Origin of the sequence: Pelomonas sp. KK5, assembly GCF_001984095.1 — a bacterium.
Taxonomy (GTDB): domain Bacteria; phylum Pseudomonadota; class Gammaproteobacteria; order Burkholderiales; family Burkholderiaceae_C; genus KK5.
Window position 1 is genome coordinate 1 of the sequence record NZ_LYVQ01000089.1, and the last position, 24927, is coordinate 24927.

Genomic DNA, 24927 nt, shown 5'->3' on the forward strand with positions numbered 1-24927 from the left:
CGCGGTAGATGTGCGCGAAGGTGGCGGGCGGCAGCGCCGCGAGATAGGTCACCGCCATGCCGAAGCTGGCCACCCAGCCGGCCGAGCCGTCGGCCTGCGAGATGGTCTCGACCAGCTCGCAGAACTGGCGCGGCGATTGCTCGCTGCCGCCGAACTCGCGCGGCACCAGCGCGCGATAGACGCCGGCATCGACAAAGCGCTGGATCACATCCGGCGCGATGTGCCGCGCCTGCGTGAACTCGCGGCGGCGGCGGCGGATCTCGCTGCACAGCAGGTCCAGCGCCGGCGGGGTGGCGGGCGCGGCCACCTGGGCCGGCTCCACGTTCAAAAGGCTCATGAGTGTCTCCGTTGACAGCCTCTGCAATGCCTGAACGATACGAATTTATTACGTGAATAGTCAAGCAAATGATTGGTCGGTGAAAACCCGTGATCGCCGATTTAATGCGACATAACTGGGTTTTCACCATGACTTGGATGTGATGGAAAAGTGGATGATCGTCGCCATGCGACGCTTCGCCTCACCCACGGTCACCGAGGTCACGTGGCCATGCCCTAAGATGACCTTCGCCCCAGCTGCCCGCGCGCCCGCCCGTGACTCGCTACGACCCCACCGATCCCGACTTCCACCGCGAGGACTACCCCTTCTACTGGCTCGCGCGCCTGCATGGCGTGTACACGCTGGAGATGGAGAAGGCGCTGAAAACGGTCGACCTGGACGTGCCCACCTGGCGCACGCTGATGATCCTCAACGAGCAGGGTGCCAGCAGCATCTCGGACATCGCACTGCATGCGGTGGCCAAGCTGTCGACGGTGACCAAGACGGTCTACCGCATCCAGGACGAAGGGCTGGTCACGACGGGCACGTCCAAGCAGGACGCGCGGGTGACGGTGGTCGACATCACGTCAAAGGGCCGCAAGGCGCTGGAGCGAAGCCGCCTGGCCACGCAGCACATCGCTTCGCGCAGCTTCGAGGGCCTGACCGCGACGCAGGTCAAGCGTCTCAACGACACGCTGCGCGACATCCTCGACAACCTGTCGCCCCGACACGCGGCCGTGCCCACGCGCCGCGGCGATCCCGACAACACCTGACCCTCGCGGTCCTCCGCTGATGAAGATCATCGATTCCACCGCCCCCGATGCGGTGAGCACGCGCTCGTCCCTGCTGGAAGGCCGCGCCACCGCCGAGTCCATCACCCGCGCCGCGATCGAACGCGTCGAGCGCATGGAGCCGGCGCTGAAGGCCTGGGTGGCCTTCGAGCCGGAACTGGCGCTGGCGCAGGCGCGGCGGCTGGATGCGGCGCTGCGCGCGGGCGCGAAGATGCCCGGGCTGCTCGCCGGCGTCCCGCTGGCCGTGAAGGACATCTTCGACACGGCCGACTGGCCGACCGGCCACGGCTCGCCAATCTACGCGGGGCATCGTCCGGTTGCGGATGCGGACGCGGTCGCACTCGCGCGCGCGGCCGGTGCCATCGCGATGGGCAAGACGGTGACGACCGAGTTCGCCTATTTCACGCCCGGGCCGACCGCGAACCCCTGGAACACGGGCCACACGCCCGGCGGCTCATCGAGCGGCTCCGCCGCCGCTGTCGCCTCGGGCATGGTGCCGATCGCCTTCGGCTCGCAGACGGCGGGGTCACTGATCCGTCCGGCCTCGTTCTGCGGCGTGTTTGCGCTGAAGCCGACGCATGGCGCGTTCAGCCTCGGTGGCGTGAAGCCCTTCGCGCCGTCGCTGGATACGCTGGGGTGGCTGGCGCGCACGGCGGACGACCTGGAACTGATGCGCTGTGCCTTGTCGGGCGAGCCCCATGTGCCGCTGGCGCCGCGTGGCGAATTGCGCATCGCAGCCTGCCGCACGCATGAGTGGACGTCGGCGGATGCAGCGGGGCAATCGGTGTTCGAGGAGGGGATCCGGCTCAGCGGCGCCACGCTGGTCGAGATGCCGGCATCGCTGGCGGGCTTGCTCGACGCGCAGAAGACGATCATGGCCTGGGAGGCTGCGAGAAGCCTGGCGCATGAGCACGAGGCCCGCGCCTCGCAGCTCAGCGCCCCGATCATCGAGCTGCTGCAGCGCGGCGCGAAGCTCGATGAACAGGACTATCGCGCGGCCCATGCACTGGCGGCTGCAGGCCGCGCCCAGGTCGCTCAGCTGATGCAGGGCCTCGACGCGCTGCTGGTCCCCGCGGCACCGGGGGAGGCGCCGGCGGGCCTGGCCGCCACCGGCGACCCGGTCTTCAGCCGCGTCTGGACCCTGTTGGGTCTGCCCTGCGTCAACGTGCCGGGCCTGCTGGGCCCGAACGGCCTGCCCATCGGCCTGCAGCTGGTCGGCCATCCCGGGCAGGAGCGTTCACTGCTGGCGGCCGCGGCCGCCCTGCACCTCAGCCTTTGCCGACGCTGATCACCTGCGTCCGCGCCATGCCCTTCAGCCCGGCATGGCCGAACTCGGCACCCCAGCCCGAGGCCTTGATGCCGCCGAAGGGCACCATCGGATGGACCATGCCGTGCTGGTTGATCCAGACCGTGCCGGCTTCGAGGCGGCTCGCCACTTCACGAGCACGCACGATGTCCGGCGACCAGACCGAGGCGCCGAGGCCCACGTCCAGCCGGTTCGCGCTGGCCACGGCTTCATCGACTGTCCTGTAGCGGATGATCGGCAGCACCGGGCCGAACTGTTCCTCGTCCACCAGCGCGTCGCCGTCCTTCAGGCCGGTGACCAGGGTCAGCGGGTAGAAGTTGCCCGGGCCTGTGGCGGGTGTGCCGCCGCAGACGATCGTCGCGCCGGCCGTGGCCTTGGCGGTCTCTACCAGCCGGCTCACCTTGTCGAACTGCATGCGGTTCTGGATCGGGCCGATGGCCGTGCCGGGCTCCAGGCCGTCGCCCATCGGCATCGCCTCGGCCAGGCTCTTCAGTTGCGCGACCACGGCGTCGTGCAGCTCATCGGGTACGTACAGGCGCTTGGCCGCGGCGCAGGTCTGCCCCATGTTCAGGAAGGCGCCCCAGAACAGGCCCATCGCGATGGCCGCGGGGTCGGCGTCGGGCAGCACGATGGCGGCGTCGTTGCCACCGAGCTCCAGCGTCGTCGAGATCAGGCGCTGCGCGGCCACGGCGGCGATGCGCTTGCCGGTGGCGGTGGAGCCGGTGAAGGTGATCTTGTCCACGCCCGGCTGCTCGACCAGCCAGCCGCCCACTTCGCCCGCGCCGCTGACCGTGTTGATCACGCCTGGCGGCAGCACTTCGGCGATCAGCTTGACCATCTCCAGCGTGCCGATGCTGGTGTACTCGGAAGGCTTCAGCACGACCGTGTTGCCCATGCGCAGCGCCGGGATCACCTGCCAGATCGCGATCAGCAGCGGCCAGTTCCACGGCGCGATCGCGGCGACGACGCCGTGCGGCTTCAGGTGCACCTCGTCGCGGCGGGTCTCGTCCTCGAAGACGACCTCGACCGGCAGTTCCAGGCTCGCCGGCACCTGCGTCCACACCTCGCAGCCCCAGGCCTCGAAGCGCGCGCCCGGCACCTGGCCGGGGCCGACGCCGCCCAGCGGCTTGCCCTGCTCGCGGGTGACCCAGTGGGCGAGGTATTCGCTGTTGGACTTGATGACCTCGGCCACCTTCATCAAGAGCGCCTGGCGCTCGCTGTCAGGGCGCGCCGCCCAGGCCGGCTGCGCGGCGCGGGCGGCGGCCACGGCGGCGGCGACCTGCTCGCGGGTGCTGCTGTAGACCTGGCCCAGCACCGCGCCGGTGGCGGGGTTGCGGGAGTCGAAGGTGGTGGGCGAGGTTTCGGCGTGTCCGTTCAGGACATTGGCGTGGACTTGCATGGTTCGTTGTCTCCGGGTCAGTGATCGATCTCGATTCCGGCTGCATGGCCGCGAGCGATCAGCTCGCGGCGCAGGGCGGGGATGTCGGCGGGCCGGCTGGCGCGCAGCCGGGCAATCTCTTCAGGCGTGTAGGCCGGGTTGGATGCGGCGGGCGACATCACAGGCACCAGCCAGTTCATGACGGCCGCGACCTCGCGGTCGTTCAGCGGCGAATTCATCACGCCGGGCACCTGCACGATGTAGGCTCGGCCGCCGTCCAGCTGCAGCAGCCGGCCTAGCGTGCCGCGCATCGTCGGGATGCCTTTGGCCGGCGAGCCCGTGCCGTCGGGCAGGTGGCAGCCGGAGCAGTATTGGATGTATTGCAGCTGCGCACGCTCGCCGGCTTCGGCGGCGCCGAAGGCGAGAACAAGACCGGCGAGCAGCAGCGCGCGCTTCATTTCAATAGACGCTCGCGCAGTTCGCGCAGTTCCTTGTGCGGGATCTTCGCGGCGCGGGCGGTGGCGAAGTCCTCGGCGGTGAAGCTCGTCGCCGCGCCGTTGAGATCCTTCGTTATGTAGTTCGCCACCTCGGCCAGCTCCGCATCGGACATCGCCGCTTGCGAGGCCATCGCGCCCATGAAGGTGTTGCCGTCGGAGACGATCTTCCCGCTCAGCCCGTTCAGCAGCACGCCGCTCAGGTAGCGCTTGCCCTCGGGCTTGGCGAGGATAGGCGCCAGCGGGCCGGCCAGCGCCGGCGCCATGCCGGGCATGCCCTTGCCACCGGCTTGGTGGCAGGCGACGCAGGCGCGATCGAATACCGCCGAGGTCTGGGCCTGTGCGGCGCCGGCGATCAATGCCAGGCAGATAACTGAATACTTCATCGTCACTGCTCCGCCACGCCCACGATCACTGACACCGTGCAGTGGTACACCGAACTGTCGTTGGCCATGCACCAGTTGACGTCGTTGTGGACGCCCATGCGGTAGCCGGGCCGGTCGCCGTCATTGGTGTTGCAGAAGCAGCGTCCACAGGAGGTGCGGCCGCAGCAGTCGTTGTAGCTGACGAGGTAGTCGCGGCCGTCCGCCGGGTTGTGGCAGGTGCCGACCCAGGTGACCTTGGACGGCGTCGTGCCGGGCGGGCAGGTGGTCTGCGAGCCGCCGCAGCAGGAGCAGAGAAAACCGTCGACGGCGCAGTAGCGCCAGTAGTCGCAGTCGGTGGCGGTTGGATCCTTCTTCTTGCCATCGCCGCCACCGCCATGCGTCGCCGCGAAGGCCTGCGAGGTGCGGTCGAAGGGCAGCACCGGCAGCACAAAGGCCCCGGCCACCATCACCCGGCCCACGCGCACCAGCGCGCTGCGGCGCGAGACAGTGCTGGCCAGCGAGCGGCTGCGGCGTTCGGTGAAGCTGTCGATGAAGTCCAGGATGCGCTGCAGGAACTTCATGCGTGAACCTCCAGATAGTCCTGCACCGAGGCCACGCCCAGGTCCATCGCCGTGAACAGGCTTTCCAGCTGCTCGCGCGAGTTCACCAGGCCCTTGGCGCGGATGCGGCCCTGGCCATCCATCAGCACCGCATAGGGCAGCTTGCTGACCTGGTAGCGCATGCCCAGCTCAGGCGACAGCACGTAAGGGAAGTCCTGCAGCTTCGCGCGCTGGCGGAACTGCTGGTGCTCCAGCGCATCGCCGTCGGAGGCGAGCACGACGCGCTGGCCCTCTGCCTCGCGCACCGACTTCAGGATCGGCAGCAGCTTCTTGCAGACCGGGCAGGTCGGCGAGAGGAAGAACAGCAGCGTGGCCTTCGCGTTCGAAGCGCCGCCGATCTTCACCGTGGCCGCGCCGGACAGGTCGCTCAGCTCGAAGACCGGCGCCACATCGCCCACCTTGGGGCCGCTGTCCATCATCAGCGCGCCCATCGGGGCGATGCGTTCGTAGAGGATGCCGATCTGGCGCGACAGCGCGATCACGGCGACGAGCAGGGCCAGCACGAGGGCCCAGAGCAGGATGTTGGAGACGACGAGGGCTTCGTTCATGGCGCGTTCCTCAGGGCAATGAGACGGGAGTGGTTGCGCAGCAGGCCGTTGGCCAGCGCGTAGAGGGCGATCAGGGCGAGGGCGCCGGCGATGGCGGCGACCGGGTCGAGCCAGACGGTGGCGCGCGGCGCGACAGGCAGCGTGGCCAGCAGGGCCAGCGCCATCAGCACCGCATTGCGGGCCAGCAGGCCGGGGCCCAGCGGCAGGTGCTGGTCGCCGCCGCAGCCGCAGTCGATGCGGGTGCGGCCGCGCAGCACGTTGACGAGGACACCGGCCGTGACGATCGCCAGCAAGGCGAGCGCCAGCGGCGCGCCAAGCGGGCGGGCGAACAGCAGGCCAAGCGCGGCGGCCAGCTCGGCAATGGGCAGGACGCGGGCGAAGGCCCAGTTCAGCGACGCGGGCAGCAGCTTGTAGTTCTGCACCGCATCGAGGAACACCTCGGGCGCGCGCAGCTTCTCGACGGCCGCCTGCAGGAAGATCAGCGCCAGCGCGGCCGAGGCGGCGTGGCCGATGACGGGATCGACGTTGATGATCATCGCTTCACCCCCAGATAGACAGGCGTCTCGCCGACCGGCTCCGAGGCGATCGTCGGCTTCTTCGGCGCCGCGTCGCCGCGCAGGTCGTAGGCCAGCAGCTTGTTGTCCGCACCGCTGAGCAGCACCAGGCGCGAGACCGGCTCGGTCGGCAGCATCGTCATCGAGATGGCCATCTGGCCCGGCCAGCGCGCCACGCGCTTCTTCGCCGCCAGGTCGTAGACCCACAGCTCCTTGGCCGGCGTCTTGTGGCTGCCTTCCTTGGCGTGGTCGTGCATCGCCACGTAGAGGCGCTGCGTGCGCGGGTCGATCGTGAACAGCTGGTAGCCGCTGGGCGCCCACTTCTGCTTCTTCTCCGCGGCGGCGGTGATCAAGGGCCAGGTGGCGATCTGCGCGGGCTGCTCGCCCTTCAGCGCGATCTCGTGCATGGTGCCGTGGTAGGAGACGAAGCGCAGCGTCTCGCCGACCAGTTCGTAGTGCATGAAGACCGGATCGGTGTCCGGATCGAAGAAGGCCGCGCTGGCCTTGCGATCGGCGGCATTGCCCTGTTCATCGAGGGTGACGGTCATCATCGTGCCGTCTCCGCAGACGGCCGAGAAGCGCCGCGCGTCGCCAGGCCAGGCGATCACGCCATAGCAGCCGGGCAGCGGGATCTCGGCCGTGACCTTGCGCGCCTGCATATCCACCACGGTGACCGAGGTGGCCGGCGTGGCGTTCTGCACCAGCAGGAAACGGTCGTCGCTCGTCGTGGCCAGCAGCGCCTTGATCGGCAGCGACTGCACATGCTTGGGCGGGATCTCGATCTCGCCCTTCAGCGCGAGATCCTCGCTGCCGTAGATCTCCACCACGTCGGTGCGGGCGCCGCGCTGCAGGCGGCTGTGGTACGTCGTCGCTACATAGATCGAGCGGCCGTCGCGCGACAGCGTGCTCGAGCCGGCGAAGCCGGTGCCCAGCATGCCGAGGTAGCGCATCGTCCTGGTGTCGATCACATGGCTGCGGCCGTCGACCAGGTGGCCCATCGTCGGATCGCCGACGTAGAGGCGGTAGGCGTCGGGCGGGGGCAGCTTCTCGACCGTCATCGTCTCGAGCGGCAGCGGCTCGGGAGCGGCGGCAAAACAGCCCGGCGCCAGCAGCGCCAGCGCTGCAGCGGCGAGGGCATGGCGGGGATCAAGCATCGGGTGGAACTCCGTGGCGCGGACGGGCTGTCCGCTTGAATTCGATGCTAGGACCGGCCTGCCGTGGCCCTTATCCCGTTCCGGCAAAGCCAGGGGGCGGGATTGTGCTGAGGGCCGGTTGCCGGATTCGGATAACGACAGTGCCGTGACGGGACCCAGACTGCCGGCCAACCGCATCCGAGGAGATCTCGACCATGAGCTTGTGCAGTCTTCGCGTTTCCAGTCTTTGCCTGGCCGTCCTGGCCGCCACCTCGGCCTTCGCCGCCGACCCCGGCCGCCTGGGGCAGGAGCTGACCCCGTCCGGCGCCGAGAAGGCCGCCAGCAAGGACGGCAGCATCCCGGCCTGGGCCGGCACCAACGCCGCCAAGCTGGAAAGCGGCTGGAGCTACGGCAAGTTCCGCGGCGACGCGTGGGTGCACAAGGGCGAGAAGCCGCTCTACACGATCGATGCCTCCAACGCCGACAAGTAAGCAGACAAGCTCTCCCCCGGCCAGCTCGCGCTGATCAAGCAGGTCAAGGGCTACAGGATGGACGTCTACCCGAGCCACCGCGAATGCGGCGTGCCGGACTTCGTCGCCGAGAACACGAAGAAGAACGTCGGCTTCTCCAAGATCGGCGCCAACGGCTGGAGCCTCACCGACGCCAATGTGCCGGGCTACCCCTTCCCGATCCCGGAGAACGGCATCGAGGCGATGTGGAACAGCAAGCTGCGCTACCGCGGCGTGGCCACCGAGTACAAGCAGGTGTACACGTCGGTCTCGCCGCGCAAGGGCGGCAGCGACTGGATCCGCGCGTCCTCCGAGCAGACCATGTTCTTCCCCTGGGGCGCCAAGGGCACGGCCCAGCTCTCCAAGCTGCCCCAGGTCGAATACTTCACCTACTTCGGCTACAACGCGCCCGCCGCGCTGGCCGGCCAGGCGCTGATGGCCGCGGTCTTCACCGACCAGCCCGGCAGCGAGACCTTCTACTACTTCCCCGGCCAGCGCCGCGTCCGCCGCATGCCCTCGTATGCGTACGACAGCCCGCAGATCGGCATGGAGAACCAGTACGCCTTCGACGAGCCCTTCGTCTTCAACGGCACGCCGGATCGCTTCGACTGGAAGCTCATCGGCAAGAAGGAGATGCTGGTGCCCTACAACTCCTTCGGCGCCTACAACTTCGCCGCCAAGGTCGACGACATCATGAAGACGGACTCGATCGACCCGGCCTACCGCCGCTACGAGCTGCATCGCGTGTGGGTGGTGGAAGCCACCGTCAAGGCCGGCAACCGCCACACCTCGCCCAAGCGCACCTTCTATCTCGACGAAGACAGCTGGGCCCCGCTGCTGGCCGACGACTACGACGCCCAGGGCAAGCTCTGGAAGATGCGCGAGGGCTACCTGATCCCCGTCTACGAGACCGGCAGCTGCGACGTGTCCGCCTTCGCGCAATACAACCTCTCGGAAGGCCGCTACGTGTTCGACATGAACGCCGCCGGCACCGGCAAGGACGTGCAGTGGGTCGTCGAGGGCAAGAGCCCGCGCTACAAGCCGGCGTTCTATACGTCCGACAACCTCCGTTCCATCTCTGACCGTTGAGGCGACGCGCAAACATGAAGCTCACTCCCATCGCCCTCGCGCTGGCCTTCATCGGCAGCGCCGCGCAGGCCACCACCTTCCAGACCGAGTCGATCAGCGGCAACTTCGACTCCACGCTCTCGCTGGGCCTCGGCATCCGTGCCAAGAACCCGAGCTGCGGCCTGATCCTCGACGGCGCCACCGGCAGCGATGCGCCGGCCGGCTGCCTCTCGCCCACCTCGGCCCTCGGCGACCAGGGCAACCTGAACTACAGGAAGGGCGACCTGTTCGCGCTGCAACTGAAGGGCAGCCACGAGCTGCTGCTGAAGCTGCCCGAGCAGTGGACCGTGATGGCCCGCGCCAACTGGGTGGCCGATGCCGCCGCCACGCACACCAGCGGGCTGACCAGCGCCACCACGCCGCCGGACCTGCAGGACAACCTGGCGCCCGACGCCCGCCGCGACCTGAAGTTCAAGGCCCGCCTGCTGGACCTGTGGGTCAGCAAGACCTTCACCGTCGGCGACCAGACGGCCCGCGTGCGCGTCGGCAACCAGGTGATCAGCTGGGGCGAGAGCCTGTTCCTGCCGGGCGGCATCAACAGCACCAACGCGATCGACGTGATGCGGCTCTCGCAGCCCGGCACGCAGCTCAAGGAGGTCTACCTGCCCGCGCCGATGGCCAGCATCGCCTCCGGCCTGGGCCACGGCCTGAATGCCGAGGCCTACTACCAGTTCGCCTGGAACGAGAGCTACTTCCCGCCCAGCGGCAGCTACTGGTCGCAGGTGAACGGCCTGGGCAAGGGCCATGACACCTATGGCCTGGCCGACGAGAAGGCGCGCAACAGCGGCCAGTGGGGCATGCAGCTGCGCTGGCAGCCGGAGGACACGCAGCTGAACTTCGGCCTCTACGCGATGAACTACCACGACAAGGTGCCGCAGTTCAGCACCAACATCAAGAACACCGGCGCCGTGGGCTGGACCTATCCGGAAGATCGCAAGCTCTACGGGGTCAGCATGAACTTCCCGTTAGGGGACTGGGCCATCGGCTCCGAGCTGTCCTACCGGCCGAAGGACGCGGTGGCGCTGAACGCCAACGCCAGCGGCTGCGCCTCGCAGAACGGCAACTGCTGGATCGACAACAAGAAGCTGCAGTGGAACCTGACGGGCCTCTTGAGCTTGACGCCCAGCGGCACCGGTGGCGGGCTGCTGCGCGCGATCGGCGCCGACACGGCGACGCTGCTGGCCGAAGCGGTGGTCGTCCAGTACCCGGGCCTCAAGCAATCCTATGGCGGTGACCCGATCGCCGCCGGCGGCTGGGGCTGGGGCCAGGAGACCGACCCCACGGCCTCGCCGCGCGCCGGCGGCAGCAAGACCTCCAGCGGCTTCAACTTCGACTTCAGCGTGGTCTACGACGGCACGCTGATCCCGGGCTGGCAGGTAGTGCCGGAGCTGTACTACTTCCGCGCGCTGTCGGGCCGCACGCCCAACACGATGGCGCAGTTCATGAAGGGCGCGCAGTCGGCCAACCTGACGGTGTCCTTCATCCAGAACCCGGCCACCTGGCAGTTCGCGATCAACTACGCGGCCTTCTGGGGCGGCAGCTCGGTGTTCGACCAGCCGTACCGCGACCGCAATTTCGTCGGCGCGGTCGTTTCCAGGAACTTCTGATCATGAGCACCGGTTTTGTCGTTCGCCAGGTCGCGCGCCTGGAGGCGCTGCTGTTCGCCCGCAAGGGCCCGGTGCTCGCGCTGTTCGCGCTGCTGACACTGGTCATGGCGGGGTTCGGCGCGCAGCTGCGCATGGACGCCGGCTTCGAGAAGCAGATGCCGATCGGCCATGAGTACGTCAGGACCTTTCTGCAGTACCGCGACGACCTGATCGGCGCCAACCGGCTCACAGTCGTCGTACGGGCGAAGCGCGGCTCGATCTGGACCCGCGACGGCCTCTCGCGCCTCAGCGACGTGACGCAGGCGGTCACCTTCCTGCCCTACGTCTCGCGCGGCAGCGTCCAGTCGCTGTGGACGCCCAACTCCTTCGTCAACGAGATCACCGAGGAGGGCTTCCGCGCCGAGCCCATCATCCCCGGCACGGTCACCGCCGCCGCGCTCGACGACAAGACCATCGCCGCGATCCGCCAGGCCACCAGCCAGGGCGGCTTCGTCGGCAGCCTGGTCTCGCGCGACGAGGCTGCGGCCATGATCACGGCCGACCTGAACGAGTACGACCAGAACGGCCAGCATCTCGACTACGTCGCCTACAACGCGCAGCTCGACGCGCTGCGCGCGAAGTTCGAGAACGCCGACTACGAGATCCAGATCATCGGCTTCGCCAAGCAGATCGGCGACATCGCCGAGGGCGCGCAGTCGGTGCTGGTGTTCTGCATCATCGCGCTGGTGCTGACGGCCGGCGCGGTCTACTGGTACTGCCACTCGCTGCGCTTCACGCTGCTGCCCATCGTCTGCTCGCTGACCTCGCTGGTCTGGCAGTTCGGCACGCTGCGCCTGCTGCACTACGGGCTCGATCCGCTGGCGGTGCTGGTGCCCTTCCTGGTGTTCGCGATCGGCGTCTCGCACGGGGTCCAGCAGATCAACTTCATCGTGCGCGAGATCTCGCAGGGCAAGACGGCCGAGGGCGCGGCGCGCGCCAGCTTCACCGGCCTCCTAATCCCCGGCACGCTGGCGCTGGTGACCGCGCTGGTGTCCTTCGTGACGCTGATCCTGATCCCGATCCCGATGGTGCGCGAGCTGGCGATCACCGCGTCCCTCGGCGTGACCTACAAGATCGTCACCAACCTGGTCATGCTGCCGCTGGCCGCGGCCTACTTCAAGGTGGACCCGGCCTACGCGCAGAACGCCGAACGCAAGCGCGAGGCGCGCGGCCGCTGGCTGAAGGTGCTGGCCCGCGTGGCCGAGCCGCGCACGGCGGCGCTGGTGCTGATTGCCAGCGCCGCGGTGTTCGCGACGGCCGTCTGGCAGAGCCGCGACCGCGTCGTCGGCACGCTGCAGGCCGGTGCGCCGGAACTCAGGCCCGAGGCGCGCTTCAACCGCGATGCCGTGTCCATCGCGAGCAGCTTCGACTCCGGCCTCGACCTGCTGAGCGTCGTCTTCGAGGCGAAACCCGACTCCTGTGAGAACACCGCCATCGGCACCTACCAGGACCAGTTCGCCTGGGCCATGCAGCCGGTGCCCGGCGTGCTGTCGATCAGCTCCTACGCCGGCCAGCTGAAGCAGTACAACGAGGGCTACAACGAGGGCAACCCGAAGATGAGCGTGGTGCCGATCGACAGCGGCAACTACGCGGGCCTGTCCACCGAGATCAGCCGCGTGCCCGGCACGATGCGCAAGGACTGCTCGATGACGGCGGTCCACCTCTACCTGGCCGACCACAAGGCCACGACGATCAACGGCGTGATCGCCGCGGTGAAGGCCTTCCGCCATGACCATCCGCAAGCGGGCGTCGAGATCCGCCTGGCCGCGGGCAATGCCGGCGTGCTGGCCGCGATCAACGAGGAGGTGGAGATCAGCGAGCTGCCGATGATGCTCTACGTCTACGCGGCCATCGTGCTGCTCGTCCTCGTCGTCTACCGGGACCTGCGCGCGGTGCTGGCCTGCTGCCTGCCGCTGACGGTCGGCACCTTCATCGGCTACTGGTTCATGAAGGAGCTGCAGATCGGCCTCACCGTGGCCACGCTGCCGGTGATGGTGCTGGCCGTGGGCATCGGCGTGGACTACGCCTTCTATATCTACAACCGGCTGCAGCTGCACCTGGCGCGCGGCGAGAGCATCGGCGTGGCGATCGGGCACGCGATGCAGGAGGTGGGCATGGCGACGATCTTCACCGCGATCACGCTGGCCATCGGCGTGGCGACCTGGTCCTTCTCGGCGCTGAAGTTCCAGTCGGACATGGGCAAGCTCTTGGCCTTCATGTTCATCGTCAACATGGTGATGGCGATGACCGCGCTGCCGGCGCTGGCCGTGTGGCTGGAGCGGCTGTTCCCGCGCCGCGGGCCGGTGGCTGCGCCCGGGCTGCTGGCGCATTGAGGAAGGAAATGGCGATGAAGTACTGGCTTATCTGCGCGGCATTGCTGGGTGCCGCCGCGTCGGCGCAGGAGGTGCTGAAGCCGCAGCCCGCCGCGGCCTCGCCGATCGCGGCCAGGGCGGCGATCCTCGGTACGGCCAAGGCGGGCGACAAGCGCCTGGTCGGCGTCGGCGAGCACGGCATCGTGCTGCTGTCCGACGACGGTGGCCGCACGCTGCGACAGGCCGCGCGCGTGCCGCTCAGCTCCACGCTGACCTCGGTCAGCTTCGCCGACGCGAAGCACGGCTGGGCCGTCGGCCACTGGGGCGCGATCCTCGCCACCGAGGACGGCGGCGAGAGCTGGAAGATCCAGCGCATCGCCGCGCAGGAAGACCGCCCGCTGTTCTCGGTGCACTTCATCGATGCGCAGCACGGCGTGGCGGTGGGCCTGTGGTCGCAGTTGCTGGTGACCAGCGACGGCGGCGCCACCTGGGCCGAGCAGAAGCTGCCCGCCCCGCCCGGCGCCACCAAGGCCGATGCGAACCTGCTGCAGCTCTTCGCCGCGCCGGATGGGTCCGCGCTCTACATCGCCGCCGAGCGCGGCCTGGTGCTGCGCTCGCGCGACCATGGCATGAGCTGGGACTATCTGCCCACCGGCTACAAGGGCTCGTTCTGGACCGGCACGGCGCTGGACGACGGCAGCCTGCTTGTGGCCGGCCAGCGGGGCGTCGTCTACCGCAGCGGCGATGGCGGCGCGCGTTGGGAGCGGGTGGAACTGGGCGGCAGCACCGCCTCGATCACCGCGCTGTCGGCCCAGGGCCGCGATGTGCTCGCCGTGGGGCTCGACGGGTTGGTCGCCGCCAGCCACGACGGCGGCCGCAGCTTCACCGCCCGGGCTCGCGAGGACCGCCTGGCCCTGACCGCGCTCGCCGCGCAGCGCGATGGACGCTGGGTGCTCTGGTCCCGCACGGGCCTGGCCGAAACCTCCTACAAGCCGTAGGACGCCAACTACGCGGCCAAGCGGCACCGTCCGCTTCGCGCCGCCGCTGCATCGCTTGAGACTGCGTTCATCGACGGCACGCCCGTCGCACAGATCGGAGTCAAGCGATGCAAGTCAAGACCTCTCTGAAGATCGCCCTCGCCGCCGCCGGCCTCATGGCCGGTGCTCAGGCGATGGCCGACATCACCTTTTACGAGCGCGAGAATTTCAACGGCCAGTCCTTCACGGCCGAGCGCCAGGTGCGCAATTTCGAGCGCTACGGCTTCAACGACCGCGCGTCCTCGCTGACGGTCGGCCAGGACCGCTGGGAAGTCTGCGAGAACCCCGGCTTCCAGGGCCACTGCGTGATCGTGCGGCCGGGCAACTACCCGTCGCTGCGCGCGATCGGCCTGAACAACCGCATCTCCTCGGTGCGCATGGTGGCCCGCGACGACAGCGAGCCGCCGGTGCCGCCGGTGTCCTACAACAACGGCGGCGACTGGCGTCCGCGCGATGGCGAGCGGCTCTATGAAGCCGACGTCGTGGCCGTGCATGCGGTGGTCGGCCCGCCCGAACGCCGCTGCTGGGTCGAACGCCAGAGCGCCGTCGAGAACAACGGCAACCGCGCCGGTGGCGCGATCGCCGGGGCCCTGATCGGCGGCATCCTGGGCCACCAGGTGGGCGGCGGTTCGGGCCGTGACCTGGCCACCGCTGGCGGCGCCGTCGCCGGTGCCGTGGTCGGCTCCAACCTCGCCGGCAACAGCGACCGCGTGGTCTCGCAGAACGTCGAGCGCTGCCGCGTGATGCCCAGCGACGCCCGCCCCGACTACTGGGACGTGACCTACATGTTCCGGGGCCAGGAGCACCGGATGCAGATGACCCAGCCTCCGGGGTCGACGGTGACCGTCAATCGTGACGGTGAACCCCGCATGAACGGCTGAAGTTTGGCCATCCCTAGTTTTCTAGCCGAAAGAAGGTGACACCATGAAATTGTTGTTCGCACCCACGTTCCTCGCCGCTTCGCTGATGGCCTGCGCGCCCTTCGCCATGGCGATGGACCACGCCGAGTACTCGGCGGCCAAGACCCGCATCAGCGATGCCTACAAGGCCGACAAGGCCTCCTGCAAGTCACTGGCGCACAACGCCAAGGATGTGTGCATGGAGGAGGCCAAGGCCAAGGACAAGGTCGCCAAGGCGGAGCTGGAGCACGACTACTCGGGCAAGGAGTCCGACTGGGTCAAGGTCCTGAAGACCCGCGCCGAGACCGGCTACGACGTGGCCAAGGAGAAGTGCGATGACCGTGCCGGCAACGACAAGGACGTCTGCGTCAAGGAGGCCAAGGCCGTGAGGGATTCCGCACTGGCCGACGCGAAGGCCGGCAAGAAGATCCATGACGCCCGCGCGGATGCTGCCGACGCCAAGCGCGATGCCGACTACAAGGTGGCTGCCGAGAAGTGCGACGCGCTCGCCGGCCAGGCCAAGAGCGATTGCATCGCCAGTGCCAAGGCCAGCTTCGGCAAGAGCTGATCGTTCGGAATGAAAGCGAGAGTGAACCCATGAACAGCAACTTCAGGAAGACCGTCGTCGGCGCCCTGGTGGCAGCGATGACGCTGGGCTCGGCCGGTGGGGCCTTCGCGCAGCGCCATGACCGCGACCGCCATGACAACGACCATGACCGCTGGGGCAACCACGTGGACGTGAGCCGCGGCTACGGCCCCGATCACAACTGGCGCATGGGGCAGCGCATGCCGCGCGAGTACCACAGCCGCCAGTACGTGGTGGACGATTGGCGCGGCCATCACCTGCGCCCGCCGCCGCGCGGCTACCACTGGGTGCAGAGCGGGGGCGACTACCTGCTCGTGGCCGTGGCGACCGGCCTGATCGCATCGGCCATCATCAACTCCGGACGCTGATGATGACGTCGATGTAACAAGTTAGCCAGACGGTCTTCCGTTTGCCATGAGGCCCGGCCGATGTCGGGCCTCTTTCGTTTTGTTGCTGTCTTGGTATTTTTCTTGCGAGCCCTTCTTCATCGCGCCGAAATTCTTCTCCTGCACTTTTGTGAGGTAGCTGTCATGAAGATCCTCTGTACCGCGGTCGTCGTTGTCGCCGCACTGATGTCGTCCACGGCCCAGGCGGGCGTCACGATCAGCGTCGGGCCGCACCAGAACGATCCCACGTCCGGCAAGATCTCCCCGTATTGGGGCCTGCCGACGGTGTTCATGGAGACCTTCGACCTGCCGGGTGGCGGCTGCGGGCTCAATGCGCCGGCGTCCTCGGTCAGCGGCGGCCCGTGGGGCATCGTGCAGGGCTCGCTTCAGGCGGCCTATGCCGCGCCCGCGGGCGACTCGAGCTGCTACGCCTACGCGCCCGTGCACAACGGCATCGGCCAGTACCCGGGATCCGCCCTGCCGGCGGGCACGGCGCCCGGCGTGCTCTCGGTGGTGGACATCAACTACCAGCCGCTGATCAGCACGCTGCCGGCGGGCACCTACCTGAATTATTTCGGCTTGTATTACGGCTCAATAGATACCTATAACACGCTGGAGTTCTACAGCGGCAACACCAAGGTCGCCACGATCACCGGCAAGAGCATCCTCGCCGCCTGCGGCAGCAGCTGCACCTCCGGAGACCGCACCAGCGACGACACCAATGTCTTCGTCAACCTCTACTTCACCGAGGACGTCGAGTTCACCCGCCTGCGCTTCTTCAGCACCGGCGTGGCCGTCGAGGTGGACAACCTGACCGCGGGCTTCAACGTGACGCCGGTGCCCGAGCCGCCCGCCATGCTGCTGGCGGCCGGCGGCCTGATGGCGCTGGCGGCGGTCGTGCGGCGCCGCAGCCGCTCCTCCTGATCACCGGCCGCTCACTCGTGCCAGCAAGGCCGGGCCATGTGCCCGGCTTTTTCTTTTCAGTCCCAGCGCTTGCCGTCAATCTTTCCGAAGGGCTCGCATGCAGTGCCGAATTTGCGCGTCGCTGGTGCGGCTTTGTCCGAATTTGCGCACTGCGCCCGCCTGCACCGGCACGTGAAATCTGCCGCTGAAGCTGGAAGTTAGGTGATTTGCACCTTCCTTCCTCTGCTTTGTGTAACGGCGTGTAGGACAGCGCAGCGGGAACGCGCATTGCTGCAGTGCATCAAAGGAGCCGGCCGCACCGCCGACGCGAATCGCCGCACAGCCGCCGTGAAGAACGGTTCGTGATGGCGCGAGTTGGATGGGGAATGGTGCAGGCGGGCCCTTGCCGGGGAGTGATGCGCTGAATTTGGGCGTTACTTTTTCACGAATCGTGGCGCGTGTCTTGCAGATACGGCCCTGTTTGTCGGCCCAAGTCAGTTTCCGCTCAGATCTTTTTCTGTCTGTCCACCCACCTGTTGTCGAGGGAGATGGTTCATGAACGCTGCGAACTTTGTGGCGCAAGCCCGTGATGTGCATCCTGCCGCCGATCCGGCGCTGCACCTGCGCGATGCGCTCGAACTGCGGCTCAACCAGGCCGCCGCGCTGGTGCTGCTGCTCATGTTGAGCCCGCTGATGCTGCTCGTGTCCTGGCTGATCTGGCGGCGCGACGGCGCGCCGATCTTCTTCGGCCACTACCGCGTGGGGCTCGATGGGCGGCTGTTCCGCTGCCTGAAGTTCCGCTCGATGCTGCTCGACGCCGACCGGGTGCTGGAGGAGCTGCTGCGCGACGACCCCGAGGCGCGCGCCGAATGGGAGCGCGACCAGAAGCTCACCAACGACCCGCGCATCACGCCGGTGGGCCATTTCCTGCGCAAGACCAGCCTGGACGAACTGCCCCAGCTGTTCAACGTGCTGCGCGGCGAGATGAACCTGGTGGGCCCGCGGCCGATCACCGTCGGCGAGCTGCCCCGCTACGGCCGCGTGCGCTGGCACTACCTCAGCGTGCGCCCCGGCATGACCGGCCTGTGGCAGGTCAGCGGCCGCAACAACACCAGCTACGAGGAGCGCGTCGCGCTGGACCGCAGCTATGTCGAGCAGCGCTCGATCGCCGGCGACGTCGGCATCCTCTTCAAGACCGTTCGCGTGGTGCTCTTGCGCGAAGGCGCCCGCTGACCATGAAACGAGCCCTAGACATCGAAGTCCCTGGCCGTGTCGTCCACGTGCTGGGCACGCTCACCGACGAGGTGTTCAGCTTCCTCGGGCCGGCCGCGCAGGCGGTGGCGCGCAGCGGGCGCGAGCAGTCGGTCGTGATGATCGACCTGGCCGAGCACCGGCATCACATGGCGCGGCTGCACGAGTCGGCCGAGCTGGTGCTGGTGCCCAGCGAGCGCAACCCGTTCAAGCAGTGGTCGGCCCTGCACCAGGGCTGCTGCACGGCGATGGCCCGCGGGCCGCTGCATGCGGTGCACCTGCACGGCCTGATGCCGGCGCTGGTCGGCGCGCAGGCGGTGCGCGCGGTGCATGCGCATGGCGCGCCGGTGTTCTTCTCGCCGCACGGCTCGGTGGTGCTGGGCAAGCTGCGCAGCGCCGAGCGGCTGCTGCGCGCGCTGATCAGCACGGCCCGCAGTTCGGCCATCGTCAACGTGCCGCAGGAGAGCCGCGTGTTCGAGGACTGGGCCAGCTCCGAGCTGGTCGAGAGCCCGGTGGCGGAGGTCTTCTTCACGCGGCCGCGTCGCGAGGCGCGCCACCCGCTGGTGATCACCGGCGGGCGTTCGCAGAGCCCGCGCAGCGCCGAGCTGATGGCGCAGCTGGCGGTGCTGCTCGGCGGCAGCGACCTGCGCATCGGCTTCAACTGGATCGGCAGCGTGGATGCGGTGTCCAAGGTGCGGCTCAACGCGGCCGGGGTCAGCATCTTCGAGATCGACGGCGATGCCGATTGCGCGGCGCGCCTCGGGCCCGGCTGGGTCTACGTGGCGCCGGGGCCCACGCGCGGCTTCCCGCTGTTCCTGGCCGAGGCGATGGCCGCCGGCCTGCCCAGCGTGGCCTTCGACTGCGTGCAGCACCGCGAGCTGATCGAGGACGGCGAGTCCGGCTTCCTGTGCAAGACCCAGCACGAGATGATCGACCGCATCGCCGCGCTGATCGACGACGCCACGCTGCGCCATCGCATCGGCCAGGCGGCGCAGGCGACGGCGCGCCGTCGCTTCGGGGAGTCACAGTTCGGCGAGAAGATCCTTGCTGCGTATGCGCTCGAGTGATGCGCTTGAGTAATCCATTACGCCGGCGCATGCTGGACCTTGGTCCGGATATTGCCTGAGAGGCCCTCATGACCTTGTCGCAAGTGCTCCTGATCCTGCGCGCCCGCTGGCGCTCGGCGCTGCTGGTGATGCTGGCCGTGCTGGTGCTGGTGGGCGGCGTCAACGCGCTGCAGACGCGCAAGTACACCGCCACCTCCGCCGTGGTGCTGGACGTCAAGTCGCCCGACCCGATCGCCGGCGTCGTGCTGCCGGGCATGACGGTCTCCAGCTACATGGGCACGCAGGTGGACGTGCTCAAGAGCGAGCGCGTGCTGCTGCGCGCGGTGCAGTCGCTGGGCCTGGCCAACGACGCGCAGCGGCGCGCCGCGTGGCAGGAGAGCACCGAGGGCCGCGGGGCCTTCGAGTCCTGGATCGCCGAGGCGATGGCCCGCGAGCTGACGCTGCAGCCGGGCAAGGATTCCAACGTCGTGCTGGTGTCCTATACCGACAAGGATCCGGAGCAGGCGGCCCGCGTCGCCAATGCCGTCGTCAACGGCTATATCGAGACCACGCTGGAGCTGCGCACCGAGCCGGCCAAGCAGTTCAGCCAGCTGTTCGACGAGAGCTCGCGCAACCTGCGCGAGGCGCTGGAGAAGGCGCAGTCCAAGCTCTCGGCCTTCCAGAAGAACAGCGGCATCGTCGCCACCGACGAGCGGCTGGACATCGAGAACGCGCGCCTCTCGGAGCTGTCCACGCAGATGGTCTCGCTGCAGGCCAGCCTCAATGAATCGCGCGGCCGCCAGGACCAGGCCCGCACCAAGGGCGACCAGATGCAGGAAGTCGTCACCAACCAGATGATCATGAACCTCAGCGCCGCACTGGCCACGCAGCAGGCCAAGCTCAAGGAGATCAGCGAGCGCCTGGGCGACCGCAACCCGCAGGTGGTGGAGCTGCGCGCCAACATCACCGAGCTGCAGGGCAAGCTCGACGCCGAGCGGGCGCGCATCGCCGGCAGCATCACGGTGAACAACTCGGTCAACCAGAGCCGGCTCGACGAGCTGCGCGCCTCGCTGGACCAGCAGCGCGCCAAGGTGCTGCAGATCAAGTCGCAGCGCGACGAGGCGCTGGTGCTGCAGCGCGACGTGGAGAACGCGCAGCGCGCCTTCGATGCCGGCTTCGCCCGCAAGAGCCAGAGCGCGCTGGAGAGCCAGGCCACGCAGACCAATGTCTCGGTGCTGAAGGTGGCGACGCCGCCGCCGTTTCCCTCGGCGCCGCGCACGCTGCTGAACTTGCTGGTCGCCGTGCTGGCCGGGGCGGCGCTGGGCCTGACCACGGCCATCGTGCGCGAGCGGCGCGACTGGCGCATCCGCACCGACGAGGACGTGCTCGACAACCTGCGCTACCCGCTGCTCGGCGTGATGCCCGATGCGCCGCGCGCGCCGCGGCTCGGCGCCGGCTGGCGCCTGCTCGGCCGGCCCGCAAGTGCGGCGGGAGGCTGATGACCATGGGCAACAACCGCGAATTCCCCTCGCTCTCGCAGCAGGCGCCGACACCCGACGGCGAGCATGGCGGCAGCGGCCTCGTTCTCGACCGCAGCATCGGCGATTTCCTCAGCGAGCTGAAGAAGCTCAGCAACGCGCAGATCGAGCAGGTGCTGGCCTACCAGCGCCAGCACGGCGTGCGCTTCGGCGAGGCGGCGGTGGCGCTGAAGCTGGCCTCGCAGGACGACGTGATGTGGGCGCTGTCCAAGCAGTTCCACTACCCGTACTCGTCCGGCGAGGGTGCGCATTTCAACGAGGAGCTGGTCGCCGCGATCGATCCGTTCAGCGAGCAGACCGAGTCCTTCCGCGGCATCCGCAGCCAGCTGATGCTGGGCGTGATGGCGGCCGATGCGCCCAAGCGCGCGCTGGCCCTGCTGAGCCCCAACGTCGGCGACGGCAAGACCTTCTTCGCCGCCAACCTGGCGGTGGTGTTCAGCCAGCTCGGCGCCAAGACCCTGCTGATCGATGCGGACATGCGCACGCCGCGCCAGCACCGGCTGTTCGGCATCCCGGCCGAGCGGGGCCTGTCCAGCGTGCTGTCGGGCCGCGCGGAGACCAATGTCGTGCGCCCGATCCGCGACCTGCCCAGCCTCTTCGTGATGCCGGTCGGCACGCTGCCGCCCAACCCGCTGGAGCTGCTGCAGCGGCCCGCCTTCGGCCTGCTGCTGCAGGAGCTGCTGAGCAAGTTCGACCACGTGATCGTCGACACCCCCGCCAGCGCCCACGGCGCGGACTCGCGGGTGCTGGCCGCCAAGTGCGGCGCGGCGATGGTGGTGACGCGGCGCAACGTCAGCCAGATGAAGGCGGTGCACAAGCTGGTGGGCGAGGTGGCCCGCGGTTCTGCGCAGTTTGCCGGTGTGGTCATCAATGAACATTGAGAGCAGCAAGGAACAACAGCGCGTCCTCGTCGTCGTCCCCACGCTCAACGAGGCGCGCGGCATCGAGGCGGTGATCCAGCGCCTGCTGGCCGACGCACCGGCCCGCACCGAGCTGGTCGTCTGCGACGGCGGCAGCAGCGACGGCACGCAGGCGCTGGTGCAGCGCGTCGCCGCCTTCGAGCCGCGGGTGCGGCTGTTGCACAACCCGCGCCGCATCCAGAGCGCGGCCGTGAACCTGGCCGTGCAGCAGCACGGCGCCGGGGCCGACGTGCTGGTGCGCTGCGACGCCCATGCCGAGTATCCGCACGGCTTCGTGCGCCGCCTGCTGGACACGCTGGCCCGCACCGAGGCCGACAGCGTCGTCGTGCCGATGGACTCGCAGGGCCACACCTGCCTGCAGCGTGCGGTGGCCTGGGTCTCCAACAGCTGGGCCGGCACCGGCGGCTCGGCGCATCGCGGCGGGCGGCGCAGCGGCTTCGTGGACCACGGCCACCACGCCGCCTTCCGCATGGACGCCTTCCGCCGCGCCGGCGGCTATGACGAGAGCTTCACGCACAACGAGGACGCCGAGCTGGACTGCCGCCAGCGCCGCCTGGGCGGCCGCGTCTACCTCGATGCCGAGATCCGCCTGGGCTATCACCCGCGCGCGACGCTGCCCAGCCTGGCGCGCCAGTACTTCGCCTACGGGCGCGGCCGCTCGCGCACCGTGCGGCGCCATCCGGGCTCGATGCGGGCGCGCCAGCTCGCCTTGCCGCTGAACCTCGCGCTGCTGGCGCTGTCGCTGCTGGCGATGCCCTGGCTGCCGCTGCTGGCCTCGCTATGGCCGGCGGCCTATGGCGGCGCGCTGCTGGCGGCCTCGCTGCAGATCGCCTGGCGCCAGCGCAGCCTCTGCGGCCTGCTGGCGGGCGTCGCGGCGGCCACGATGCACCTGAGCTGGGGCGCCGGGTTCCTGTCCGGACTGGTGATGCTGCGCGAGCAGCGCTGGACACCACTTCCCGCGTGACCGGCGCGCCGAGCATGGACGACGCCCTGGTCTTCCCGTCCGGCCTGGCCCAGCGCGCCGGGCCGCGGCGCCTGCGCGGCAGCCGCCGTGCGCGCCAGGTGCTGGCGCGGCGGCGCTGGCAGCGCTGGCTGGCCCGCTTCCCGCTGTACGGGGCGACGGTGCTGTCCAAGCTCTCGGTGCCGCCCTTCGGCGCGATGGGCCTGGCCCTGGTGACGCCGCTGCTCGCCCTGGCGGCGCTGCTGGGCCTGGCCGGCGGGCAGATGGAGCTGCATGCGCGGCGCGCGCTGGCCTTCGCGCTGATGCTGGCCACGCTGGTGCTGCTGCAGGTGCTGGCGGTGGACAGCTACTCGCCCGCCTCGCTGCTGCTGCTGGTGGTGGCGCACCTGCCCTATGTCGTGCAGCAGCGCCGCGCGGGCGGCGAGGACGTGCTGGTGCTGTTCCAGCAGCTGGCCCTGGTGCTGGCGGTGCTGGGCATCGCGCAGTACGCGCTGCAGTCCACGCTGGGCCCGGCGCTGGTGTTCCCGATGGAGAACTACCTGCCGCCGGACCTGACGATGGCCAAGTACAACACCGAGGCCATCCTGCGCTACGGCTCCGAGGTGCGGCGCGCCAACGGCGTGTTCATGATCGAGCCCTCGCTGTTCAGCCAGCTGATGGCGCTGGGCCTGGTGGTCGAGATGCTGATGCGCCGTCGCCTGCTCTGGCTGGGCCTGCTGATGGCGGGCCTGCTGGTGTCCTACTCGGGCACCGGCATCGCGCTGCTGGCGGCCTGCCTGGTGTACGAGGGCGTGGCGCGGCGCATGTGGGGCGCGCTGCTGATGGCCGGCCTGGCCGGCGCGCTGGCGCTGGGCCTGGGCGTGCTGCTCGAGGTGCCGATGGTGACCAACCTGGTGGCGCGCTCGGCCGAGTTCGGCATCTCAGGCAGCAGCGGGTCGATGCGCTTCGTCGCGGGCTTCAGCCTGTTCGAGCAGTGGCTCTGGCCCGACCCGTACCACGCCTTCTTCGGCTACGGCGCGGGCAGCATGGCCAGCTACGCCAACGCCTCGCCGACGCCGGCGGCCGAGATGTTCCTGTTCAAGGCGGTGTTCGAGTACGGCATCCTCGGCGCGGGCGCCTACCTGGCCTTCATCGGCTACTGCCTCTGGGCTGCCGCCGCGCCGGGCGTGCTGCGCCTGGCGGTGCTGCTGGTCATCGCGATGGGCGGGCTGTTCACGCCCTTCGGCCACCTGTTCGCCTGCGGGCTGCTGCTGTGGCCGCGCCGGCCGGTGGGTGAGCATCGCCATGGCTGAGGCACGCAGCCACATGCCCGCCATCGACGCGGCCAAGGCCATCGGCATCGTGCTGGTGGTGCTGGGCCATTCGCCGGGCATGACGACGCAGGCGGTGACGCTGATCTACAGCTTCCACATGCCGCTGTTCTTCTTCCTTTCCGGCTACCTGCAGGCCGGCTCCCGGCACAACACGCTGGGCCACAAGGCGCGCGCGCTGCTGGTGCCCTACGCCTTCTTCTTCGCGCTCTCGCTGGCCTACTGGCTGGCCACCCGCCACCTGGGCGAGCGGGCGCGCAAGTTCGCCGGCCTGGGCGTGGACGACGCGGTGCTGGGCTTCTTCACCGGGCTCTCGCAGGACCTGATCGTCAACGAGGCGCTGTGGTTCTTCCCCACGCTGTTCTGCTGCGCGGGGCTGTACCTGCTGCTGCGGCGCCGGCTGTCGGCGCCGGCGGTGCTGGGCGTGGCGCTGGCGGTCTCGGCCGGCTGGACCTGGCGCGGCGGCTGGGACGCCATGCGCCTGCCCTGGGGCCTGGACATCGCCTGGGTGGCGATGATCTTCTACGCCGCCGGCGACCTGTTGCGCGGGGCCGAGGGCAGGCTCCCAACGCTCGGCCGCGTCGAGCTGCTGGGCCTGCTGCCGCTGACCCTGCTCGTCTGGCTGCTGGCGGCGCTGCAGATGGGCCGCGTGGACCTCGCTCGCGCCAACTTCGGGGCCTCGCTGGCGCTGTACCTGCTGGTGGCCGGGCTCGGCATCGCCACGGTGATGCTGGCGAGCCGGCTGGTGCCGCCGAATCCGGTCACGCGGTGGCTGTCCGCCCACACGCTGGTGATCTTCCCGCTGCACGGCCTGCTGATCAATTTCGCCAGCGGGGCGCTGAAGTTCCTGCACTTCGGCGGCGATTGGTCCGGCGCCTGGACGCCGCTGTTCTTCTGCTGGGCGATGCTGGCCTGCCTGCCGCTGGCCGCGCTGCTGAGGCGGCGCGTCCCCTGGCTGCTGGGCCGGCCGCCGCAACTCGCGAGGCCGGT

The 24927-nt window shown here is 69.1% G+C and carries 23 protein-coding genes and 2 pseudogenes; 17 read left to right on the forward strand and 8 right to left on the reverse strand.

Features of this window, described 5'->3' with window-relative positions; all coding sequences use genetic code 11:
- Positions 1-337, reverse strand: a 337-nt coding sequence (locus B0W88_RS15375; RefSeq protein ID WP_198937847.1) for an acyl-CoA dehydrogenase family protein, incomplete at its 3' end; no start/stop codon positions are given.
- A gap of 254 nt (positions 338-591) precedes the next feature.
- Here B0W88_RS15375 and B0W88_RS15380 point away from each other — a divergent pair.
- Both B0W88_RS15380 and B0W88_RS15385 read left to right on the forward strand, forming a co-directional pair.
- The gene (locus B0W88_RS15380; protein ID WP_198937848.1) at positions 592-1089 is read left to right on the forward strand and encodes a MarR family winged helix-turn-helix transcriptional regulator; all 498 of its coding nucleotides are present in this window, start codon (positions 592-594) and stop codon (positions 1087-1089) included.
- Between the two features lie 19 nt (positions 1090-1108).
- A complete protein-coding gene (locus B0W88_RS15385) occupies positions 1109-2395 on the forward strand; it encodes an amidase (RefSeq protein ID WP_077035529.1) in 1287 nt (428 codons plus the stop codon).
- Here the strand turns inward: B0W88_RS15385 and B0W88_RS15390 are convergent.
- The 7 genes from B0W88_RS15390 to B0W88_RS15420 are packed head-to-tail and all read right to left on the reverse strand — an operon-like array spanning position 2376 to position 7526.
- Positions 2376-3812, reverse strand: coding sequence for an aldehyde dehydrogenase family protein (locus B0W88_RS15390; RefSeq protein ID WP_077035530.1), 1437 nt, complete (start codon positions 3810-3812; stop codon positions 2376-2378). The two genes, B0W88_RS15385 and B0W88_RS15390, sit on opposite strands and share 20 nt — an antisense overlap.
- Positions 3813-3829: 17 nt before the next feature.
- The gene (locus B0W88_RS15395) at positions 3830-4249 is read right to left on the reverse strand and encodes a hypothetical protein (protein ID WP_077035531.1); all 420 of its coding nucleotides are present in this window, start codon (positions 4247-4249) and stop codon (positions 3830-3832) included.
- On the reverse strand, positions 4246-4671 hold the full coding sequence (locus B0W88_RS15400) for a cytochrome c (RefSeq protein WP_077035532.1): 426 nt from the start codon (positions 4669-4671) through the stop codon (positions 4246-4248). The genes B0W88_RS15395 and B0W88_RS15400 overlap by 4 nt, the downstream gene beginning before the upstream one ends.
- Before the next feature lie 2 nt (positions 4672-4673).
- On the reverse strand, positions 4674-5231 hold the full coding sequence (locus B0W88_RS15405) for a methylamine dehydrogenase light chain (RefSeq protein ID WP_077035533.1): 558 nt from the start codon (positions 5229-5231) through the stop codon (positions 4674-4676).
- Positions 5228-5818 carry a methylamine dehydrogenase accessory protein MauD gene (gene mauD, locus B0W88_RS15410; RefSeq protein ID WP_077035534.1) on the reverse strand — a complete coding sequence of 197 codons (591 nt, stop codon included), beginning with the start codon at positions 5816-5818 and terminating at the stop codon, positions 5228-5230. The genes B0W88_RS15405 and mauD overlap by 4 nt, the downstream gene beginning before the upstream one ends.
- Positions 5815-6354, reverse strand: coding sequence for a MauE/DoxX family redox-associated membrane protein (locus B0W88_RS15415; protein WP_077035535.1), 540 nt, complete (start codon positions 6352-6354; stop codon positions 5815-5817). The genes mauD and B0W88_RS15415 overlap by 4 nt, the downstream gene beginning before the upstream one ends.
- Positions 6351-7526, reverse strand: a complete 1176-nt coding sequence (locus tag B0W88_RS15420) for an amine dehydrogenase large subunit (protein ID WP_077035536.1) — start codon at positions 7524-7526, stop codon at positions 6351-6353. Before B0W88_RS15420 ends, B0W88_RS15415 begins: the two co-directional genes overlap by 4 nt.
- 194 nt (positions 7527-7720) lie before the next feature.
- Between B0W88_RS15420 and B0W88_RS15425 the strand changes: the two are divergent.
- From B0W88_RS15425 to B0W88_RS15495, 15 genes and pseudogenes are all read left to right on the forward strand, one after another.
- Positions 7721-9103, forward strand: a pseudogene (locus B0W88_RS15425) (DUF1329 domain-containing protein).
- 14 nt (positions 9104-9117) lie between these two features.
- Positions 9118-10749, forward strand: a complete 1632-nt coding sequence (locus tag B0W88_RS15430; RefSeq protein ID WP_077035537.1) for a DUF1302 domain-containing protein — start codon at positions 9118-9120, stop codon at positions 10747-10749.
- A gap of 2 nt (positions 10750-10751) precedes the next feature.
- Positions 10752-13121 carry an RND family transporter gene (locus tag B0W88_RS15435; RefSeq protein WP_077035538.1) on the forward strand — a complete coding sequence of 790 codons (2370 nt, stop codon included), beginning with the start codon at positions 10752-10754 and terminating at the stop codon, positions 13119-13121.
- A 14-nt stretch (positions 13122-13135) separates the two neighbouring features.
- Entirely contained in the window at positions 13136-14098 is a 963-nt protein-coding gene (locus B0W88_RS15440; RefSeq protein WP_077035549.1) for a YCF48-related protein, read from the forward strand.
- 107 nt (positions 14099-14205) lie between these two features.
- Complete coding sequence (locus B0W88_RS35200) at positions 14206-15018, forward strand: beta/gamma crystallin-related protein (RefSeq protein WP_077035539.1); 813 nt, start codon at positions 14206-14208, stop codon at positions 15016-15018.
- Positions 15019-15061: 43 nt separating this feature from the next.
- Positions 15062-15604, forward strand: coding sequence for a hypothetical protein (locus tag B0W88_RS15450; RefSeq protein WP_077035540.1), 543 nt, complete (start codon positions 15062-15064; stop codon positions 15602-15604).
- A gap of 29 nt (positions 15605-15633) precedes the next feature.
- Positions 15634-15990 (forward strand): RcnB family protein, encoded by a 357-nt coding sequence (locus B0W88_RS15455; protein WP_077035541.1) that lies wholly within the window; start codon positions 15634-15636, stop codon positions 15988-15990.
- 162 nt (positions 15991-16152) lie between these two features.
- Positions 16153-16932 carry a hypothetical protein gene (locus tag B0W88_RS15460; RefSeq protein WP_077035542.1) on the forward strand — a complete coding sequence of 260 codons (780 nt, stop codon included), beginning with the start codon at positions 16153-16155 and terminating at the stop codon, positions 16930-16932.
- Positions 16933-17565: 633 nt separating this feature from the next.
- Positions 17566-18144: pseudogene (locus B0W88_RS15465) on the forward strand (sugar transferase); the annotation flags it as partial.
- A 2-nt stretch (positions 18145-18146) separates the two neighbouring features.
- The gene (locus tag B0W88_RS15470; RefSeq protein WP_083748810.1) at positions 18147-19229 is read left to right on the forward strand and encodes a glycosyltransferase; all 1083 of its coding nucleotides are present in this window, start codon (positions 18147-18149) and stop codon (positions 19227-19229) included.
- Between the two features lie 68 nt (positions 19230-19297).
- Positions 19298-20707 (forward strand): chain length determinant protein EpsF, encoded by a 1410-nt coding sequence (epsF, locus tag B0W88_RS15475; RefSeq protein WP_077035545.1) that lies wholly within the window; start codon positions 19298-19300, stop codon positions 20705-20707.
- A gap of 5 nt (positions 20708-20712) precedes the next feature.
- Complete coding sequence (locus B0W88_RS15480; protein ID WP_233151724.1) at positions 20713-21627, forward strand: polysaccharide biosynthesis tyrosine autokinase; 915 nt, start codon at positions 20713-20715, stop codon at positions 21625-21627.
- Positions 21617-22630 (forward strand): glycosyltransferase family 2 protein, encoded by a 1014-nt coding sequence (locus B0W88_RS15485; protein ID WP_077035546.1) that lies wholly within the window; start codon positions 21617-21619, stop codon positions 22628-22630. The genes B0W88_RS15480 and B0W88_RS15485 overlap by 11 nt, the downstream gene beginning before the upstream one ends.
- A 14-nt stretch (positions 22631-22644) precedes the next feature.
- Positions 22645-23919, forward strand: a complete 1275-nt coding sequence (locus B0W88_RS15490) for a hypothetical protein (RefSeq protein WP_144006784.1) — start codon at positions 22645-22647, stop codon at positions 23917-23919.
- The coding region (locus tag B0W88_RS15495; RefSeq protein ID WP_144006785.1) for an acyltransferase family protein at positions 23912-24927 on the forward strand (1016 nt) is incomplete at its 3' end. The genes B0W88_RS15490 and B0W88_RS15495, both read left to right, overlap by 8 nt.

What these genes read in the sequence shown, in the direction of transcription:
- B0W88_RS15385 (WP_077035529.1), top strand. Translation starts at nt 1,109, where the DNA reads ATGAAGATCATCGATTCCACCGCCCCCGATGCGGTGAGCACGCGCTCG.
- B0W88_RS15390 (WP_077035530.1), bottom strand. Translation starts at nt 3,812, where the DNA reads ATGCAAGTCCACGCCAATGTCCTGAACGGACACGCCGAAACCTCGCCC.
- B0W88_RS15395 (WP_077035531.1), bottom strand. Translation starts at nt 4,249, where the DNA reads ATGAAGCGCGCGCTGCTGCTCGCCGGTCTTGTTCTCGCCTTCGGCGCC.
- B0W88_RS15400 (WP_077035532.1), bottom strand. Translation starts at nt 4,671, where the DNA reads ATGAAGTATTCAGTTATCTGCCTGGCATTGATCGCCGGCGCCGCACAG.
- B0W88_RS15405 (WP_077035533.1), bottom strand. Translation starts at nt 5,231, where the DNA reads ATGAAGTTCCTGCAGCGCATCCTGGACTTCATCGACAGCTTCACCGAA.
- mauD (WP_077035534.1), bottom strand. Translation starts at nt 5,818, where the DNA reads ATGAACGAAGCCCTCGTCGTCTCCAACATCCTGCTCTGGGCCCTCGTG.
- B0W88_RS15415 (WP_077035535.1), bottom strand. Translation starts at nt 6,354, where the DNA reads ATGATCATCAACGTCGATCCCGTCATCGGCCACGCCGCCTCGGCCGCG.
- B0W88_RS15420 (WP_077035536.1), bottom strand. Translation starts at nt 7,526, where the DNA reads ATGCTTGATCCCCGCCATGCCCTCGCCGCTGCAGCGCTGGCGCTGCTG.
- B0W88_RS15430 (WP_077035537.1), top strand. Translation starts at nt 9,118, where the DNA reads ATGAAGCTCACTCCCATCGCCCTCGCGCTGGCCTTCATCGGCAGCGCC.
- B0W88_RS15435 (WP_077035538.1), top strand. Translation starts at nt 10,752, where the DNA reads ATGAGCACCGGTTTTGTCGTTCGCCAGGTCGCGCGCCTGGAGGCGCTG.
- B0W88_RS15440 (WP_077035549.1), top strand. Translation starts at nt 13,136, where the DNA reads ATGAAGTACTGGCTTATCTGCGCGGCATTGCTGGGTGCCGCCGCGTCG.
- B0W88_RS35200 (WP_077035539.1), top strand. Translation starts at nt 14,206, where the DNA reads ATGCAAGTCAAGACCTCTCTGAAGATCGCCCTCGCCGCCGCCGGCCTC.
- B0W88_RS15450 (WP_077035540.1), top strand. Translation starts at nt 15,062, where the DNA reads ATGAAATTGTTGTTCGCACCCACGTTCCTCGCCGCTTCGCTGATGGCC.
- B0W88_RS15455 (WP_077035541.1), top strand. Translation starts at nt 15,634, where the DNA reads ATGAACAGCAACTTCAGGAAGACCGTCGTCGGCGCCCTGGTGGCAGCG.
- B0W88_RS15460 (WP_077035542.1), top strand. Translation starts at nt 16,153, where the DNA reads ATGAAGATCCTCTGTACCGCGGTCGTCGTTGTCGCCGCACTGATGTCG.
- B0W88_RS15470 (WP_083748810.1), top strand. Translation starts at nt 18,147, where the DNA reads ATGAAACGAGCCCTAGACATCGAAGTCCCTGGCCGTGTCGTCCACGTG.
- epsF (WP_077035545.1), top strand. Translation starts at nt 19,298, where the DNA reads ATGACCTTGTCGCAAGTGCTCCTGATCCTGCGCGCCCGCTGGCGCTCG.
- B0W88_RS15480 (WP_233151724.1), top strand. Translation starts at nt 20,713, where the DNA reads ATGGGCAACAACCGCGAATTCCCCTCGCTCTCGCAGCAGGCGCCGACA.
- B0W88_RS15485 (WP_077035546.1), top strand. Translation starts at nt 21,617, where the DNA reads ATGAACATTGAGAGCAGCAAGGAACAACAGCGCGTCCTCGTCGTCGTC.
- B0W88_RS15490 (WP_144006784.1), top strand. Translation starts at nt 22,645, where the DNA reads ATGGACGACGCCCTGGTCTTCCCGTCCGGCCTGGCCCAGCGCGCCGGG.